Annotated in this window: 13 protein-coding genes; 9 read left to right on the top strand and 4 right to left on the bottom strand. The window is 34.5% G+C overall.

What is annotated here, in order from left to right; translation table 11 throughout:
• Positions 1-109 precede the first annotated feature (109 nt).
• Both ygiD and IWX83_RS08220 read right to left on the bottom strand, forming a co-directional pair.
• Positions 110-940 carry a 4,5-DOPA dioxygenase extradiol gene (gene ygiD, locus IWX83_RS08225; RefSeq protein ID WP_196828946.1) on the bottom strand — a complete coding sequence of 277 codons (831 nt, stop codon included), beginning with the start codon at positions 938-940 and terminating at the stop codon, positions 110-112.
• An 83-nt stretch (positions 941-1,023) separates the two neighbouring features.
• Positions 1,024-2,445 (bottom strand): ATP-dependent RecD-like DNA helicase, encoded by a 1,422-nt coding sequence (locus IWX83_RS08220; protein WP_196828944.1) that lies wholly within the window; start codon positions 2,443-2,445, stop codon positions 1,024-1,026.
• Positions 2,446-2,675: 230 nt separating this feature from the next.
• On the opposite strand from IWX83_RS08220, the gene IWX83_RS08215 reads away from it, so the two are divergent.
• The gene (locus tag IWX83_RS08215) at positions 2,676-3,497 is read left to right on the top strand and encodes a DUF3822 family protein (protein WP_196828942.1); all 822 of its coding nucleotides are present in this window, start codon (positions 2,676-2,678) and stop codon (positions 3,495-3,497) included.
• On the top strand, positions 3,494-4,084 hold the full coding sequence (locus tag IWX83_RS08210; protein ID WP_196828940.1) for an RsmD family RNA methyltransferase: 591 nt from the start codon (positions 3,494-3,496) through the stop codon (positions 4,082-4,084). Before IWX83_RS08215 ends, IWX83_RS08210 begins: the two co-directional genes overlap by 4 nt.
• 15 nt (positions 4,085-4,099) lie before the next feature.
• Here the strand turns inward: IWX83_RS08210 and IWX83_RS08205 are convergent, their stop codons facing one another.
• Positions 4,100-5,032: a ketopantoate reductase family protein gene (locus tag IWX83_RS08205; protein WP_196828938.1), complete on the bottom strand. Its 933-nt coding sequence runs from the start codon at positions 5,030-5,032 to the stop codon at positions 4,100-4,102.
• A 114-nt stretch (positions 5,033-5,146) separates the two neighbouring features.
• On the opposite strand from IWX83_RS08205, the gene uvrA reads away from it, so the two are divergent.
• From uvrA to IWX83_RS08175, 6 genes are all read left to right on the top strand, one after another.
• Positions 5,147-7,978, top strand: a complete 2,832-nt coding sequence (gene uvrA / locus IWX83_RS08200; RefSeq protein ID WP_196828936.1) for an excinuclease ABC subunit UvrA — start codon at positions 5,147-5,149, stop codon at positions 7,976-7,978.
• A 562-nt stretch (positions 7,979-8,540) separates the two neighbouring features.
• Complete coding sequence (locus IWX83_RS08195) at positions 8,541-10,094, top strand: bifunctional response regulator/alkaline phosphatase family protein (protein WP_073353153.1); 1,554 nt, start codon at positions 8,541-8,543, stop codon at positions 10,092-10,094.
• 73 nt (positions 10,095-10,167) lie between these two features.
• Positions 10,168-10,575 (top strand): tRNA (adenosine(37)-N6)-threonylcarbamoyltransferase complex ATPase subunit type 1 TsaE, encoded by a 408-nt coding sequence (gene tsaE / locus IWX83_RS08190; protein WP_196828934.1) that lies wholly within the window; start codon positions 10,168-10,170, stop codon positions 10,573-10,575.
• A gap of 10 nt (positions 10,576-10,585) precedes the next feature.
• A complete protein-coding gene (locus IWX83_RS08185) occupies positions 10,586-11,062 on the top strand; it encodes a GNAT family N-acetyltransferase (protein WP_073353156.1) in 477 nt (158 codons plus the stop codon).
• A 92-nt stretch (positions 11,063-11,154) separates the two neighbouring features.
• Positions 11,155-12,354, top strand: coding sequence for an alanine dehydrogenase (locus IWX83_RS08180; RefSeq protein ID WP_066081973.1), 1,200 nt, complete (start codon positions 11,155-11,157; stop codon positions 12,352-12,354).
• A gap of 36 nt (positions 12,355-12,390) precedes the next feature.
• Positions 12,391-12,765, top strand: a complete 375-nt coding sequence (locus IWX83_RS08175; protein ID WP_073353158.1) for a DUF4258 domain-containing protein — start codon at positions 12,391-12,393, stop codon at positions 12,763-12,765.
• Between the two features lie 380 nt (positions 12,766-13,145).
• On the opposite strand, the gene ung is transcribed toward IWX83_RS08175, so the two are convergent.
• The gene (gene ung, locus IWX83_RS08170; protein ID WP_196828932.1) at positions 13,146-13,823 is read right to left on the bottom strand and encodes a uracil-DNA glycosylase; all 678 of its coding nucleotides are present in this window, start codon (positions 13,821-13,823) and stop codon (positions 13,146-13,148) included.
• 168 nt (positions 13,824-13,991) lie between these two features.
• Here ung and IWX83_RS08165 point away from each other — a divergent pair, with 168 nt between their 5' ends.
• Positions 13,992-16,160, top strand: coding sequence for a DNA mismatch repair protein MutS (locus IWX83_RS08165; protein ID WP_196828930.1), 2,169 nt, complete (start codon positions 13,992-13,994; stop codon positions 16,158-16,160).
• The last annotated feature ends 91 nt before the right edge of the window (positions 16,161-16,251 follow it).

The raw sequence follows: 16,251 nt of genomic DNA, 5'->3' as shown, positions 1-16,251 counted from the left end.
AACTTAAAATAATCTATTATATATTTTTAAGTTTATTGAAACAAGGTGGAAAACGGAATAACTTAAATGAAAATTTAGTTGTTTTCATAGTTAAAATATAAGATTTATTCTACATAATCTTCACCGATGTCATACTCAACGAACCACCCAATAATTTATCATTAAACAAACTTAATTCTTCTTGTTTTCCTTTTAGTCCCAAAGTGTAAATCAAAGGCAAATAATGTTCTGGCGTAGGAATGGCTAATTGAAAAGCCCTGCTTTGCTTTTCGAAATCAATCAACGGTTGGAAATTTCCGTCTGTTAAATACTCATTTATAGTGGCTCTGGCTTCTATCGCCCAATCATATCCATAATCGTCTTTATCAAAATCTTGAAAATCAACCATTCGTAAATTATGAATAATATTTCCGCTGCCTACAATTAAAATTCCTTTGTGGCGTAACGCACTTAATTTTTGAGCTAAATCAAAATGGTATTGGGCCGGTTTGGTATAATCAATACTCAACTGGATTACGGGAACATTAGCTTCGGGATATAAATGCTTGATTACACTCCAGGCACCATGGTCTAAACCCCACTCTTCATCGAGTTCTATGGCTGTTGGTAATAATAATTGCTGAGTTTCTATAGCTAATTCGGGACTTCCTATGGCAGGATATTGCACGTCAAACAACGCTTGCGGAAAACCTCCAAAGTCGTGAATGGTTCTAGGCATTTCCATTGCGGTAACCTTTGTTCCATTAGTAAACCAATGCGCTGAAATACACAAAATGGCATTGGGTTGTGGTAAAGTTTTGGCTAAGTTCCGAAAACCAGTTACAAACTGATTTTCCTCAATCGCATTCATCGGACTTCCGTGTCCCAGGAATAAAACAGGCATTTTTTCGGTATTTGAAAAAAAACCTGATATTTTATGTAAGTCGTTTAGTGTGTTCATAGTTATTTTTTTACCGCAAATTCGCAAATTATATATTTTAACATTAAATAGAAAAATTTGCGAATTTGCGGTTATTTTTAAAATCATTCCACAAAACTTTCATCCTTAAACCCTATCAAATATAATTTATTTTTGGCTCGGGTCATCGCAGTATACAACCACCGGATATAATCTCTATTGATCCCATCCGGCAAATACGGTTGTTCTATAAAAACCGTATTCCATTGACCACCTTGTGACTTATGGCAGGTTATTGCATACGAAAATTTAACTTGAAGGCCGTTAAAATATTCGTTGACTTTCACTTTTTGGAATTGCTTAAATTTGGTTTCGCCTTCATAATCTTTCAATACTTCCTGATACAAGCGGTTCGATTCTTCGTATGTTAATGAAGGTGATTCGCTTTTTATGGTGTCCATTAATAATACCGTTTCAAACGGAATCTGATTGGGATAATCGATCATTCTAATTTTTACTTTGGCAAACTTAAAACCATACAATTCTTTGATGTTAAAAATTTCCAATACTTCAATAATATCACCATTGGCAATAAAACCAGCTTCATCCGAATCTTTTAACCAAAAATAATTATTCTTCACCACCATCAAGAAATCGCCTGTTGAGAGTTCGCTTTCTTTACCTAGAATTTTGGTCCGGATTTGCTCATTATATTGATTCGCTCTTTTATTCGAACGAACAATAAACGCGGTATCTTCGATGCTATAATTACTGTAAGCCGAATTAATGGCATCTTGAATATCATACCCATCCGTTAGTCGAACAATATCTTTAAATTTCTTAACATCAAATTTGAATTCATCGATAAAAGAATCTTTGAGCAATTCTCGAAGTTCTGTAGCATTGTGCAAAATTCCTGAATTCTCCTCCTGACGCATGACTTCGTCCAGTTCGATATGTTCCACTTCTTTATTATAGTTCATTCCCAAAGTACGAATGTCCAATGCAGGACTAATATCTAAATTCACCGGAGGCAACTGGGCAGTATCTCCCAATAAAATCATCTTACAATTGGTTCCTGAATACACATAAGAAATCAAATCATCCAGCAAAGAGCCATTTTCATACAACTTCGAATCGGAATTCGTGTCTGAAATCATAGAAGCTTCATCCACTATAAAAATAGTGTTCGTATGTTTATTTTGTTGCAACGTAAAAGAAACGGCACCTCCAGAGGATTTCTTAGGAAAGTATATTTTTTTGTGAATTGTAAAAGCAGGTTTGTTCGAATAATTAGCAATTACTTTTGCCGCGCGACCTGTTGGCGCGAGCAAAACATACTTTTTATTGATGTCCAGTAAACTATTGACTATGGTGGAAATCACCGTAGTTTTTCCTGTTCCAGCATATCCTTTTAAGACAAAAATGGTATTATTATCTGCTTCGGTTAAAAATATTGCTATTTTTTGAAAAAAAATATCCTGTTTATAAGTGGGTTGGAACGGGAATTTTTTTTGTAAAAGACTATAAAACGAGGAGGAATTCATCTGAGAATGGTTTAAATGCAAAGTAAGCATTTTCAAAATCAAAAATCAATTTTGATTTGAAATAGTAATTTAAATGTATCTATTAATTGATCCTACTTTTTTTATTTTAAAAGCGAGATTAATATTTGCAATTGCTTTTTGCAATTGATATTGTTTTTTAAATTTGTAAGTTTGTCAACTCATTTAATTCTTTCTAATTTCTGAATCAGAGCTGAATTTTAAATCATATTATGTTAACACCAAATCCAAATATAACTGAAAAAGTCTATAAAAAACTTTCCATTCAAGTTTCCTTGACTGGTCTTTCTTTTTGTTGTTTCGATACGTTAAATAATACGGTTAGTTCGTTTAACGATGTACATTTTGATCCTTTTCAAAAAGGAATAAAAATAGAAGATTTGTTTGCTACTGCTTTTCGGGACTATCCAGAATTAAAAGATTCGTATGATGAAATTTTGGTAATTCACAGCAACAACCTTTCTACGTTTGTGCCTGAAGCACTTTTTGACGACAACTTTCTAGGCAGTTATTTGCAATACAATACTAAAGTTTTTGAAACTGATTTTTTTGCTTTTGATGAAATTCCAAATTATCAGATGAATGCGGTGTACATTCCCTACGTAAATATCAACAATTTTTTTATTGACCAATTTGGTGCTTTCGACTACAAACACGCCAATAGTATTTTAGTTTCTAAGCTTTTATTATCCTCCAAAAACAAGGAGGACAAAAAAATGTTCGTACATATTAATAAAGGTCATTTTGAAATCATTGTGGTTCAGAACCAAAAATTATTACTTTTCAATTCTTTCGATTACACTACGCCAGAAGATTTTATATATTACATTTTATTTACTGCTGAACAATTAAACTTAAATCCCGAAAATTTTCTACTAGAACTTATTGGGAATATAACCCCCGAAAGCGATTATTTCAAAATTGCTTACAAATACATTCGTAACGTTTCCCTTATCGATGTGGAAGATTTGCGATGGAACAATTATTTTTCTGAGGCCGAAAACAGAAATCATTTTATACTTTTCAACTCATGAGAATCATTTCAGGAAAATACAAAGGAAGACGCATTTTTCCACCAAAAGGCTTGCCCGTTCGTCCCACAACCGATATGTCTAAAGAAGCATTATTCAATGTTTTGAACAACCATTTCAGTTTTGAAGGCCTAAAAATATTAGATTTATTCGCAGGAACAGGAAATATCAGTTATGAATTTGCTTCTCGCGGAAGCACGCCAATCACCTCTGTTGATGGTGATTTTGGTTGTGTAAAATTCATTAAGCAAGTCGCAGCCGAATATGATTTTAATATTGCTGCTACAAAAAGTGATGTTTTTACGTATTTAGAAAGATGTAAAACCTCTTATGACATCATTTTTGCTGATCCACCGTATGCTTTGGACCAAAAAACATTTGAAAAAATCATTCTTTTAGTTTTCGAAAAGGAATTGCTCAATGAAGAGGGAATGATGGTAATTGAACATTCAAAATACACTAAACTAGAGCACATGATTCACTTTTCGTTTCAAAAAAGTTATGGAGGTTCTATTTTTAGTTTCTTCGAAATAGGAAAAGACGAAGAAGAAGCTGAGGAATCACTTGAAAACTACAGCGAAGAGGAATAATCCCATTTTATCTAATTAGGAAGTTGAAACACTTGACAATTTATCCAAAACCATTTGATATGTTGGTGTTTCAATTTCATACTTAGCGCCTTCATTCACCACAAATTTAGTCAAAGAAGCTAATTCAATTTCTCGTCCTGCCATCAAATCCCGATGCATGGAGGAAGTAGCATAATGAGGTGTTTTTTCTAATTTTAGAATGGTTTGCATAATAATGTCAGCTGGTAAACTCAATCCTTTTACGGCAGCAATCATCGTAATTTCGTTTAATAAGGCAACATACACAGACCGACTCGCTTGACTTTCTAAAATTTCGCCAATATTTTGATTCAAATACGAAGTGGCTGAAGCCAATGCCGAGATAAAAATGAATTTCTCCCAAACGATTTCTTCGATGTTTTCCACCAAATAACTTTCCATTTTCGCATTTTCAAGAATAGATTGTAATTTATTTAATACAGTAAGTGGAGCAGTTGCTGATCCAAAAAATAGTTTTTCAAAAGGCCCCACTTTTCTGATCACTCCAGGCGATACAATCATCGATACAATGTAAACGCAGCCTTGTAAAACTTCATTCTCAGGAAATAAAGCACTAATGCGCTCTGGCGCATCAACACCATTATACAGCGGTAGAATTACTGTGTTTTTAGTAATACATTTTTTGATAGCAAGAAGGCTCTCTTCAATATCATAGGTTTTGGTGGCGCAAATAAGAAAATCAAGTTTTCCAATTATTACTGGGTCATTAGAAACTACAGTTGGAAAAACGATTGACTCCTTTTCTTCAGTAGTAATTTTGAGTCCGTTCTTCGCAATTATTTTTTGAGTTTCACCTCTTGCAATAAATACAATTTCGATCGTATCTGATTCAAAATAAGCTTTTGCTAGTAACCCGCCAAAATAGCCTCCAACTCCACCCATTCCTAAAATTCCGATTCTTGTTCGCATACCTATTTTACTGTTTCAGATTTTATCAAAAGTACAAAATCTTTAACATAAACTTCTAAACTGTTGTATCGAAAGAATAAATCAAAATGGTAACTTTGCGTTTTGCAAAAAATTATGTTAGACAAAGACAATACCATTGAAGTTCAAGGCGCTCGCGTGCACAACTTAAAAAATATAGATATTTCGATTCCTCGTGAAAAACTGGTTGTGATTACTGGGCTTTCTGGTTCTGGAAAATCATCATTAGCTTTTGATACGATATATGCCGAAGGGCAACGCCGTTATGTAGAAACCTTTTCTGCTTATGCGCGTCAATTTTTGGGTGGTTTAGAACGTCCTGATGTAGATAAAATTGATGGACTTTCGCCTGTAATTGCTATTGAACAAAAAACGACTAGCAAGAGCCCACGTTCCACCGTGGGAACCATTACTGAAATTTACGATTTCCTTCGTTTGTTGTACGCTCGTGGCGCTGATGCGTACAGTTACAATACAGGCGAGAAAATGGTTTCTTATTCTGATGAGCAAATCAAAGATTTAATAATTCAAGATTTTACAGGTAAAAGAATCAATATTTTAGCACCAGTAATCCGCGCTCGAAAAGGACATTATGCTGAACTTTTTCAACAAATTGCCAAGCAAGGTTTTCTTAAAGTTCGGGTGAATGGCGACGTGCTGGATATTACTTTGGGAATGAAACTAGACCGTTATAAAACTCATGACATCGAAATCGTTGTGGACAGAATGGTGATTGAAGATACTGCTGATAATGAAAAACGATTAACAGAAAGCATCAATACTGCTATGAATCAAGGGGAGAATGTATTGATGGTTTTAGATCAAGATTCAAATGAAGTGCGCTTTTTTAGTCGGAATTTAATGTGTCCTACAACTGGAATTTCGTATCAAAATCCTGAACCTAATTTATTTTCTTTCAACTCTCCAAAAGGCGCTTGTGATCATTGCAACGGTTTAGGAACCGTAAACGAAATCAATCCAAAAAAGATTATTCCAAACCCTAAATTATCCATAAAAGCGGGCGGTTTTGCTCCTTTAGGCGAATATAAATCCTCCTGGATTTTTAAGCAATTGGAAATCATAGGCGAAAAATATGGTTTTAAATTGACGGATGCTGTATCAACTATTCCGGACGAAGCTATGGAAATGATTTTGAATGGCGGAAAAGAAAAATTCACCATCAACTCTAAAGATTTAGGTGTTGCCCGAGACTACAAAATTGATTTTGAAGGTATTTCGCATTTCATCAAAAATCAACATGACGAAAGCGGTTCGACAAGTATTAAACGTTGGGCAAAAGAATTTATGGACGAAATAAAATGTCCCGTTTGTGAAGGCTCCCGTTTGAAAAAAGAAGCACAGTTCTTTAAAATTAATAAAAAAAACATTACCGAATTGTGCGATATGGACATTTCGGATTTGACCGCTTGGTTTAATGATTTAGATAGTCATTTGTCTGATAAACAAAAGCGTATCGCTACTGAAGTAATCAAAGAGATTAAGGACAGATTGAACTTTTTGATGAATGTAGGTTTAGATTATCTGGCTTTAAGCCGAAGTTCCAAATCACTTTCGGGTGGTGAAGCACAACGCATTCGTTTGGCTACTCAAATTGGTTCACAGTTGGTTGGAGTTTTGTATATTCTGGATGAACCAAGCATTGGTTTACACCAAAGAGACAATGAAAAACTGATTCATTCGCTGGAACAATTGCGCGATATAGGAAACTCTGTAATTGTGGTGGAACACGATAAAGACATGATTGAACGTGCCGATTATGTGATTGATATTGGTCCAAAAGCCGGAAAATATGGCGGTGAGATTATTAGTAAAGGAACGCCTGCTGAAATCTTGAAACACCATACCATTACAGCGATGTACATGAATGGCGAGATGAAAATTGAAGTTCCAAAAAAACGTAGAGAAGGAAACGGGAAATTCCTAAAACTGACTGGAGCAACAGGAAACAACTTGAAAAATGTTTCAATAGAATTGCCGTTGGGCAAAATGATTTGCGTAACGGGAGTTTCTGGAAGTGGAAAATCTACTTTGATTAATGAAACGCTATATCCGATATTAAACGCTTTCTATTTTAATGGAGTCAAAAAGCCAAAACCCTATAAAAAAATAGAAGGCTTGGAACATATCGATAAAGTAATTGATATCGACCAAAGCCCAATTGGTAGAACGCCACGGAGTAATCCAGCAACCTACACCGAAGTTTTTACCGAAATAAGAAATCTCTTTACGATGACTTCCGAAAGTATGATTCGGGGATATAAAGCGGGTCGATTTAGTTTTAATGTAAAAGGCGGCCGTTGTGAAACCTGCGAAGGTTCTGGTGTGAGAACTATTGAAATGAACTTTCTACCGGATGTTTATGTAGAATGTGAAACCTGTCAAGGAAAACGTTTTAACAGAGAAACACTGGAAATTCGATACAAAGGAAAATCCATTTCAGATGTACTAAATATGACGGTGGACGAAGCAGTTCCGTTTTTTGAAATGATTCCAAAGATTTACCGAAAAGTAAAAACCATCCAAGATGTAGGTTTAGGTTATATTACACTTGGACAACAAAGTACGACACTTTCCGGTGGTGAAGCACAACGCATTAAACTGGCGGGAGAGTTGTCTAAAAAAGATACTGGAAATACCTTTTATATTCTGGACGAACCCACCACTGGCTTGCATTTTGAAGATATCAGAGTGTTGATGGAAGTGATTAATAAACTGGTAGATAAAGGAAATACCATATTGATTATCGAACACAATATGGATGTTATTAAACTAGCGGATTATATTATTGACATTGGTCCTGAAGGAGGAAAAGGCGGTGGCCAATTGGTTGCCAAAGGAACTCCCGAAGAAATAATAAAAAATAAAAAAAGTTATACCGCTCAGTTTTTGAAAAAGGAGTTACAATAGCTTTTTATAAAATTAGTGCACTTAATTGGATTTATACCAACATACAATTAAGTGCAAATTTTTAAAATAGACACAACTATTCAGCTTTTCCTCTTTTCACAACTGCAACTACCTGCGATCTCCTTCTGCAACATGACCCATTGCTAAAAAGCACCTTAAGCAATCAATTATCTCTTTTTTTCTGGTTAAACTACTATTTAGTGCTCTTTTGAGTATCAAATAGGGACTGTTTCTATTTTCTCATAGCTAATTTCTATATTTATTTTTGTTTTGTACTGCTAAAGTCCAAGTATGCTTGCGATTGCGTGAGTGATGGAAGCGGCATCCTTTCCTTTTTTCTTTAAAAAAGGAAAGATACAGCGTACAGCACGACCCAGCCGGAGTTTACGGAGGCTGGGGCATGCCCAAAAGTAAACGCAAAGTGAGCAAATACTACATTGTAATTTATATTTTGAAATTGTATAATCTTTAAAAATTATCATAATATTAGTAGATAGGAGTTGCAAAAAAATGTAATTTGGCACTTTGAATTACTACTTTACAACACTTGTTTATAGAACTTATGGATAAAATAAAAATACTTTGGGTGGATGACGAAATCGACCTTTTGAAACCACATATATTATTTTTGGAGAAAAAAAATTACGAGGTAACTACTTGCAATAATGGACTTGATGCCATTACTATTTTTGAGGAAAACAATTTTGATATTGTGTTCTTGGACGAAAATATGCCTGGAATGAGCGGTTTAGAAACGTTATCAGAGATGAAGGAGAAAAAATCTTCGGTTCCTATGATAATGATTACTAAAAGTGAGGAAGAATATATTATGGAGGAAGCCATAGGTTCTAAAATTGCTGATTATTTGATCAAACCCGTGAACCCGAACCAAATTTTGTTGAGTTTGAAGAAAAATCTGGATCATTCCCGACTCATTTCGCAAAAAACAACTTTGGATTATCAAAAGGAATTTAGAAAAATCACCATGGAAATGGCGATGGTGAATTCGTATGAAGACTGGATCGAATTGTATAAGAAATTAATTTTTTGGGAACTGGAATTAGAGAATATCAATGATCAGAGTATGGTTCACATTTTGGAATCTCAAAAAACCGAAGCTAATTCCCAATTTGGTAAATTCATTGAGCGTAATTACGAGGATTGGTTTGCACCAAAAGCAGAAAAGCCCATTCAATCGCATACTTTATTCAAAGAATTAGTCGTTCCTGAACTCAAGAAAAAAGACAAACCAATTTTATTTGTAGTAATTGATAACTTGCGCTATGACCAATGGAAGACCTTTGAAAGTGTGGTGGGCAATTACTACAAGCTGGAAAAAGAAGTGCCTTACTACTCTATTCTTCCTACGGCGACACAATATGCGAGAAACGCTATTTTCTCTGGTTTGACCCCGTTGGAAATGGAAAAACAGTTTCCGCAATATTGGAAAAATGATCCAGAAGAAGGCGGAAAGAATCTTTTTGAAGCAGAATTTTTAACAGCTCAATTGAAACGATTGGGCCTCAATATTAAAGAGGATTATTTTAAAATAACAAATCTTGCCGGTGGTAAAAAGCTAGTCGAAGGATTTAAAGCATTGAAAAATAATGACTTAGTGACTGTTGTATACAATTTTGTAGATATGCTTTCCCATGCAAAAACAGAGATGGATGTCGTAAAAGAACTAGCCTCAGACGATAAAGCCTATCGATCACTTACCCTAAGCTGGTTTAAAAATTCCCCTTTGCTAGAAATTATCCAACAAGCGCAAAAAATGGGATTCAAATTGATTTTGACTACCGATCATGGGACTATCAATGTTAAAAACCCATCCAAAGTCGTGGGTGATAAAAACACCAGCTTGAATTTACGTTATAAAACAGGCCGCAGTTTAACCTACGAACACAAAGATGTGTATGCGGTTAAAGAACCAAAAAATATTGGATTACCTACTATAAATATGAGTAGTTCTTATATTTTTGCAAAAAATGATTTGTTTTTAGCCTACGTTAACAACTATAATCATTACGTGAGTTATTATAAAAATACCTATCAGCATGGGGGAATTTCATTAGAGGAAATGATTATCCCGTTTTTAGTTTTTAACCCGAAATAGAAAAAAGCAGTCTGTATCCGTTTTCAGTTTTTGGTGCCTCCCAGAACTTTAAACTCTAAATAATTTTAAAAGCATGAATATCATTTTTTCTATCGACCAACTCGAGGAAGTTGCTCAGCAAATTATAGCCAGTAATCCTAAAAAAGTAATCCTTTTTCATGGAGAAATGGGCGTTGGAAAAACGACTTTAATCAAGCAGTTGTGCAAAACGCTTGGGGTAACCGGAGCAACAAGCAGTCCAACTTTTTCTTTAGTTAATGAGTACGAAACGAGTGTAAATCAACTTATTTATCATTTTGATTTTTATAGACTGAATGAGGAAGTAGAAGCATTAGATATGGGGATTGATGATTACTTGTATTCCGGGAATTGGTGTTTTATTGAATGGGCAGAAAAGATTCCAAATTTGATTCCTGAGGCACATTCAGTACTTACCATTTCATCGCTTGCTGATGGAAAACGTTATTTACAATTAAGTTAAAAAGAGCCTCATGAATGTAGAAAACAAAGTTGTAATTATTCCATTTTCAGTAGATTTAAAAGAGCCAATAAAAACATTAAATCTGGAATGGCTGAAAAAATATTTTAGGGTCGAACCCAAAGATGAAATTGTACTTTCAGATCCTCAAGGCCAAATTATAGACAAAGGTGGAATGATTTTTTATGCCCAATATAATGAGATTATTGTAGGCACTGTTTCTTTGATAAAAATTGACAATACGACTTTTGAATTGAGCAAAATGGCGGTTCAAGATGGTGTACAAGGTTTGGGCATCGGAAAAAAATTAATACTTCACTGCCTTGCTATTGCTAAAGAAAAAGGAATGGAGAAACTAATTTTATATTCGAATAGGAAATTACTACCAGCCATTCATTTATACGAGAAATACGGTTTTTTAGAAGTGCCATTGGAAGGTGGTGTTTATGAAAGAGCCGACATAAAAATGGAACGAACCATCCACCACTAATTTTATCAGGTACTAATGCGTTTACCAAAAATGCGATAAGTGCCTTTTATAAAACTTTTTGCGTAAATTGTACCCTTAATTTAACAACATCAATGTCAATAACTATAACACCATTCACAAAACAACAACTATTACCGCAGGAGGAAAAATTGGAGATTGCAAGACAAAAAAGCGAACTCTTTATTGGTATTCCAAAGGAAACGAGTCACCAAGAACGCCGTATTTGCCTTACTCCTGATGCGGTAAACTCGCTTACTTATCATGGACATCGGGTGATGATAGAAGCAGGAGCAGGATTGAGTTCTAGTTATACTGATAAGGAATACAGTGATGCGGGTGCTGAAATGACTAATGACGCTAAAAAGGTATTTGGTTGTCCAATGATTTTGAAAGTAGAACCTGCAACTCTTGCAGAAATCGCCATGATGAATCCACAGACGATTCTTTTGTCAGCCATTCAGTTAAAAACCCGAAAAAAAACCTATTTTGAGGCTTTAAGCAAAAAGAAAATTACTGCATTAGCTTTTGAATATATTAAGGATGAAGACGGAACCTATCCTGCTGTTAAATCATTAAGCGAAATTGCCGGAACTGCCTCCATACTAATTGCAGCCGAGCTAATGATTACCAATGAATTTGGAAAAGGGTTATTATTTGGTAATATTACTGGTGTCCCTCCTACAGATGTGGTAATTCTAGGAGCAGGAACTGTAGGTGAATTTGCTGCCAAAACGGCGATTGGATTAGGTGCATCTGTTAAAGTTTTTGATAATTCCATCACTAAATTGCGAAGACTACAAAACAATTTAAACCAAAGAATTTTTACTTCAACCATTCAACCAAAAGCATTACTAAAAGCACTCAGAAGGTGTGACGTCGCTATAGGTGCCATGCGTGGCAAGGATCGCTGTCCTGTAATAGTAACGGAAACGATGGTCGAGCACATGAAAAACGGAGCCGTAATTGTAGATGTGAGTATTGATACAGGAGGTTGTTTTGAAACTTCCGAAGTAACCTCGCATGAAAAACCAACCTTCATCAAAAACAATGTGTTGCATTACTGCGTGCCCAATATTCCTTCCCGATATTCTAAAACTGCTTCGTTGTCCATAAGCAATATAATTTCCCCTTACTTAATGAAAATTGCAGAGGATGGCGGTATAGAAAGTGCCATCCGTTGTGATAAAGGATTAAAAAATGGGGTCTATATGTACCACGGAATCTTGACAAATAGTGCCATCGGTGATTGGTTCGATTTACCGTATAACGATATCAATTTAATTGTTTTTTAAGAAAACTTTCAGTTACCTTTGCCAAAAATATAATTCATGAAGTTTATACACCGTTTTGCCTATTATTTGGTAGGTTTAGTAATAGGACTTTTCTTTGTTGCTTTGGTTTTTAGTGGCAAAGATACCCGTTGTAATTATTTTCCAAACGCTAGAGTACTAAATGATTTGAGGAATAAACCCTTTTACTATTCCGATCAAGCTTCTTTGATTTTAGCTGAAAAATGGATTGACACTGCCGATATAAAGAATACATTACAATTTGGAGATATCGATTTTGATAAAAGTAACGTTGTCCTAAAAAAAGGAAAACTGTACGTCATTGAAGGTAAAACAATTAAGAATCAAGAGGTGACTTTAAAAGTAATTAATTATGCTGACAAAGCCATTTTAGAAGAAATCATCAAAAAGTAAATCCAGAAATCAGTCCTAATTATAAGCTGATTTTTCTAGTACTCCCCCTGAGAATTTGGGCGTGCCCCTGCGTAAAAACTTCGGGTCCTGCTGTCCGCTCCCGCTTTTTTTTCGAGGCAAAAGAGCCTCTCAAAAAAGAGCTCCACTCCCATCACTCACGCAGAACAATACACAAGGAGACGTAATTTTTAAACTAAACATAGAGGCTAAGCATTTTTCTGATTTAGTTTTCAAATTAAAATCTGTACCATTAAATCCGTATCACGAATTAATTGGTTGAAATTGATACAATTTATGGCAAAATATCTTTTTTAGTCGCTAAAGCAAAATAAACTACAGGCACAAAGTTTTAAGCTCTGGCGGTAAACTCCTAAAAACTATTATGTTGAAATCCAATCAATTAATGCTTTATTATTCTGCTTTAAATATGCATTTGTTTTACTAAAATGCTTATTACCAAACCATTTTCCTTGATTCGCACTCAATGGCGATGGATGTCCGGACTCCAAAACTAAATGTTTATTTCGGTCTATTCTAAGTCCTTTTTTATGGGCAAAATTCCCCCATAACAAGAAAACAACTTGTTCGGTTTCCTCAGAAATTTTCTGGATAACAGCGTCAGTAAAAAGATTCCATTTTAAATGTTTATGACTGTTTGCTGTGTCTTCCCTAACTGTTAGCGAAGCATTCAACAATAAAACTCCTTGTTTTGCCCAAGATTCCAAATTTCCAGAACTGGGCAGGAAAATTGTTCCATAATCATCGCTTAATTCTCTAAAAATATTACGTAAAGAAGGTGGAATTCGGACATTATTATTTACCGAAAAGCACAAACCATTGGCTTCGCCTTTTCCATGATAAGGATCCTGACCAATGATGACCACTTTTAAATCATTAAAATTACAATAATTAAAAGCGGAAAAAATCAAGTCTTGAGGAGGATAACAGGTATAATTTTTATATTCTTCACCCACAGATTCCATTAAATCATGAAAATAAGGCTGCTGAATTTCATCTGACAAAATATTTTGCCATTCGGGATTAAGATTGATTTGCATAAATAATTATTATTTTACAAAGATACACAGAGTAATAAAAGAGATGCGTGGTAATTACATTTTTTAATTCCTAAAAAACGATCCTAAACATTCATTAATTCTTTGTGAATGACTGTTAAATAGTCTTAACTATTAACTATTTTTGTCTAAAAAAGAATTTACAGATAAATGATATCCATCACCGAAAAAACATTACAAGATTTACAATTCCCAACTGTTCTAGAAACGATTTCGGCAATTTGTAATACCGATATTGGCAAACAGAAAGCGCTTGAAATAACACCCTTTAAAGATAAAGAAACCTTGATGCAAGCCTTAATGCAAACATCAGAATATGTTTCCTCTTTTCAAAACAACAATGCAATCCCCAATCATGGTTTCGATGCTATTACGCACGAAATTAGATTTCTCGCCATTGAGGATAGTTTCCTTGAAGTGGGAAGCTTTAGAAAAATAGCTACTTTGTCCTCGACGGTCAATTTCCTATTGACCTATTTCAAAAAATTTGAAGATTATTATCCAAATTTAAATGCCAGAGCTTTACAGGTTGAATTTACCAAAGACATAATTGTCATGGTAGATGAAATTGTTGATAAATATGGCGAAATAAAAGACAATGCCTCTCCAGATTTGTTGAACATTCGTCGAAATATGAATTCAGTTAGAGGCAAAGTCAATCAGAGTTTTGGAACCGCCTTAACACAATACAATGCCTTAGGATATCTAGATGATATCAAAGAGAGTTTTGTTCAAAATCGCAGAGTTTTGGCGGTATTAGCAATGTATCGACGCAAAGTAAAAGGATCGATTTTAGGCAGCTCTAAAACAGGAAGTATTGCTTATATCGAACCTGAAGCCACACTGAATTATTCCAGAGAACTTAGCAATTTAGAATATGAAGAAAAAGAGGAAATTACAAGAATTTTAAAACAATTATCAAATTATATACGCCCCTATTTACCGTTGCTAATCAAATACCAAGACTTCTTGAGTGATGTTGATGTAATTGCTGCCAAAGCTAAATATGCAAATCGAATCAATGGAATTTTACCTGCAATTACAGAGAACAGAAGGTTGTATTTTAGAGAGGCGTTCCACCCTATTTTACTTTTGAACAACAAGCTAAAAAATGAAATCACACATCCACAAACGATTGAATTGAGCCAGGAAAACAGAATCATTGTAATTTCTGGTCCTAATGCTGGTGGAAAAACCATATCGTTAAAAACCGTGGGATTATTACAATTGATGTTACAATCTGGTATGTTAATTCCAGTTCATGAACGCAGTGAAACATTCTTATTCGATCGAATACTTACAGATATTGGAGACAATCAATCTATTGAAAATCATCTAAGTACATACAGTTACCGATTAAAGAATATGAACTACTTTTTAAAGAAGTGTAACAAAAAAACCATGTTCCTAATTGATGAGTTTGGTACCGGTTCTGATCCTGAATTGGGTGGTGCATTGGCCGAAATTTTCTTGGAAGAATTCTACCATCGGGAAGCTTTCGGGATTATTACAACGCATTATTCAAATTTAAAAATATTAGCTAATGAACTGCCTTTTGCTACCAACGCAAACATGCTCTTTGATGAAAAGTCATTAGAACCTATGTACAAATTAGCTTTGGGACAAGCGGGAAGTTCATTTACATTTGAAGTAGCCTTAAAAAATGGAATTCCATTCGGATTGATAAATCGAGCCAAAAAGAAGATTGAAGTTGGAAAAGTACGTTTCGATAAAACAATTGCCACGCTACAAAAAGAACGTTCAAAAATGGAGAAAACTTCTCAAACGCTAAAAGAGGAAGAAACTAAAGCGCGCGAAGAAGGCAAGAAAATGGAAACCATAAATGTAAAAATTAAACAAAAACTCGAAAGCTATCAGGAATTGTATGATAGTAATCAGAAAACGATTTATATAGGTACTAAAATAGAAGATATTGCGGAGAAATATTTCAACAATAAGAACAAGAAGGAATTACTTGGCGAATTTTTAAAAATAATTGAAATAGAAAATTCAAAACGCAAAAAAGCTTCAACTAAAGAGAGCAAAGCATTAATAGAAAAGAAGAAAGAAGTCATTCAAGAAGTGACTATTCAAGTTGAAGAAATTAGAAAAGAGAAGAAGGAAAAGAAACTAAAAGTAGTGGTTGAAAAACCTAAACACATTCTAAAAGTAGGTGATCGCGTGCGCATGTTTGATGGAAAAGCAGTGGGTACCCTTGATGCGATAGAAAAAAATAAAGCAACGGTAAACTATGGCGTATTCACTTCAAAAGTAAGTCTTGAAGCACTGGAGTTTGTTGAGGCTGGTAAAAATAAATAAGGCACCCTAGGAACGAATCAATCGCACTAACAGGAGTTATGATAGGAGTAATTAGAATAGAAATCCAATTCCTTGTATACTTCAACTTAAA

The sequence above is a fragment of the Flavobacterium sp. CG_9.1 genome (assembly GCF_015751645.1).
Taxonomy (GTDB): Bacteria; Bacteroidota; Bacteroidia; order Flavobacteriales; family Flavobacteriaceae; genus Flavobacterium; species Flavobacterium xanthum.
Note: the sequence above shows the minus strand (reverse complement) of the source record. Positions and strands in the feature narration are given on the sequence as shown.

Bases quoted from the DNA above. Each gene is read 5' to 3' on its own strand.
- ygiD (WP_196828946.1), bottom strand. From the start codon at position 940: ATGAACACACTAAACGACTTACATAAAATATCAGGTTTTTTTTCAAAT.
- IWX83_RS08220 (WP_196828944.1), bottom strand. From the start codon at position 2,445: ATGAATTCCTCCTCGTTTTATAGTCTTTTACAAAAAAAATTCCCGTTC.
- IWX83_RS08215 (WP_196828942.1), top strand. From the start codon at position 2,676: ATGTTAACACCAAATCCAAATATAACTGAAAAAGTCTATAAAAAACTT.
- IWX83_RS08210 (WP_196828940.1), top strand. From the start codon at position 3,494: ATGAGAATCATTTCAGGAAAATACAAAGGAAGACGCATTTTTCCACCA.
- IWX83_RS08205 (WP_196828938.1), bottom strand. From the start codon at position 5,032: ATGCGAACAAGAATCGGAATTTTAGGAATGGGTGGAGTTGGAGGCTAT.
- uvrA (WP_196828936.1), top strand. From the start codon at position 5,147: ATGTTAGACAAAGACAATACCATTGAAGTTCAAGGCGCTCGCGTGCAC.
- IWX83_RS08195 (WP_073353153.1), top strand. From the start codon at position 8,541: ATGGATAAAATAAAAATACTTTGGGTGGATGACGAAATCGACCTTTTG.
- tsaE (WP_196828934.1), top strand. From the start codon at position 10,168: ATGAATATCATTTTTTCTATCGACCAACTCGAGGAAGTTGCTCAGCAA.
- IWX83_RS08185 (WP_073353156.1), top strand. From the start codon at position 10,586: ATGAATGTAGAAAACAAAGTTGTAATTATTCCATTTTCAGTAGATTTA.
- IWX83_RS08180 (WP_066081973.1), top strand. From the start codon at position 11,155: ATGTCAATAACTATAACACCATTCACAAAACAACAACTATTACCGCAG.
- IWX83_RS08175 (WP_073353158.1), top strand. From the start codon at position 12,391: ATGAAGTTTATACACCGTTTTGCCTATTATTTGGTAGGTTTAGTAATA.
- ung (WP_196828932.1), bottom strand. From the start codon at position 13,823: ATGCAAATCAATCTTAATCCCGAATGGCAAAATATTTTGTCAGATGAA.
- IWX83_RS08165 (WP_196828930.1), top strand. From the start codon at position 13,992: ATGATATCCATCACCGAAAAAACATTACAAGATTTACAATTCCCAACT.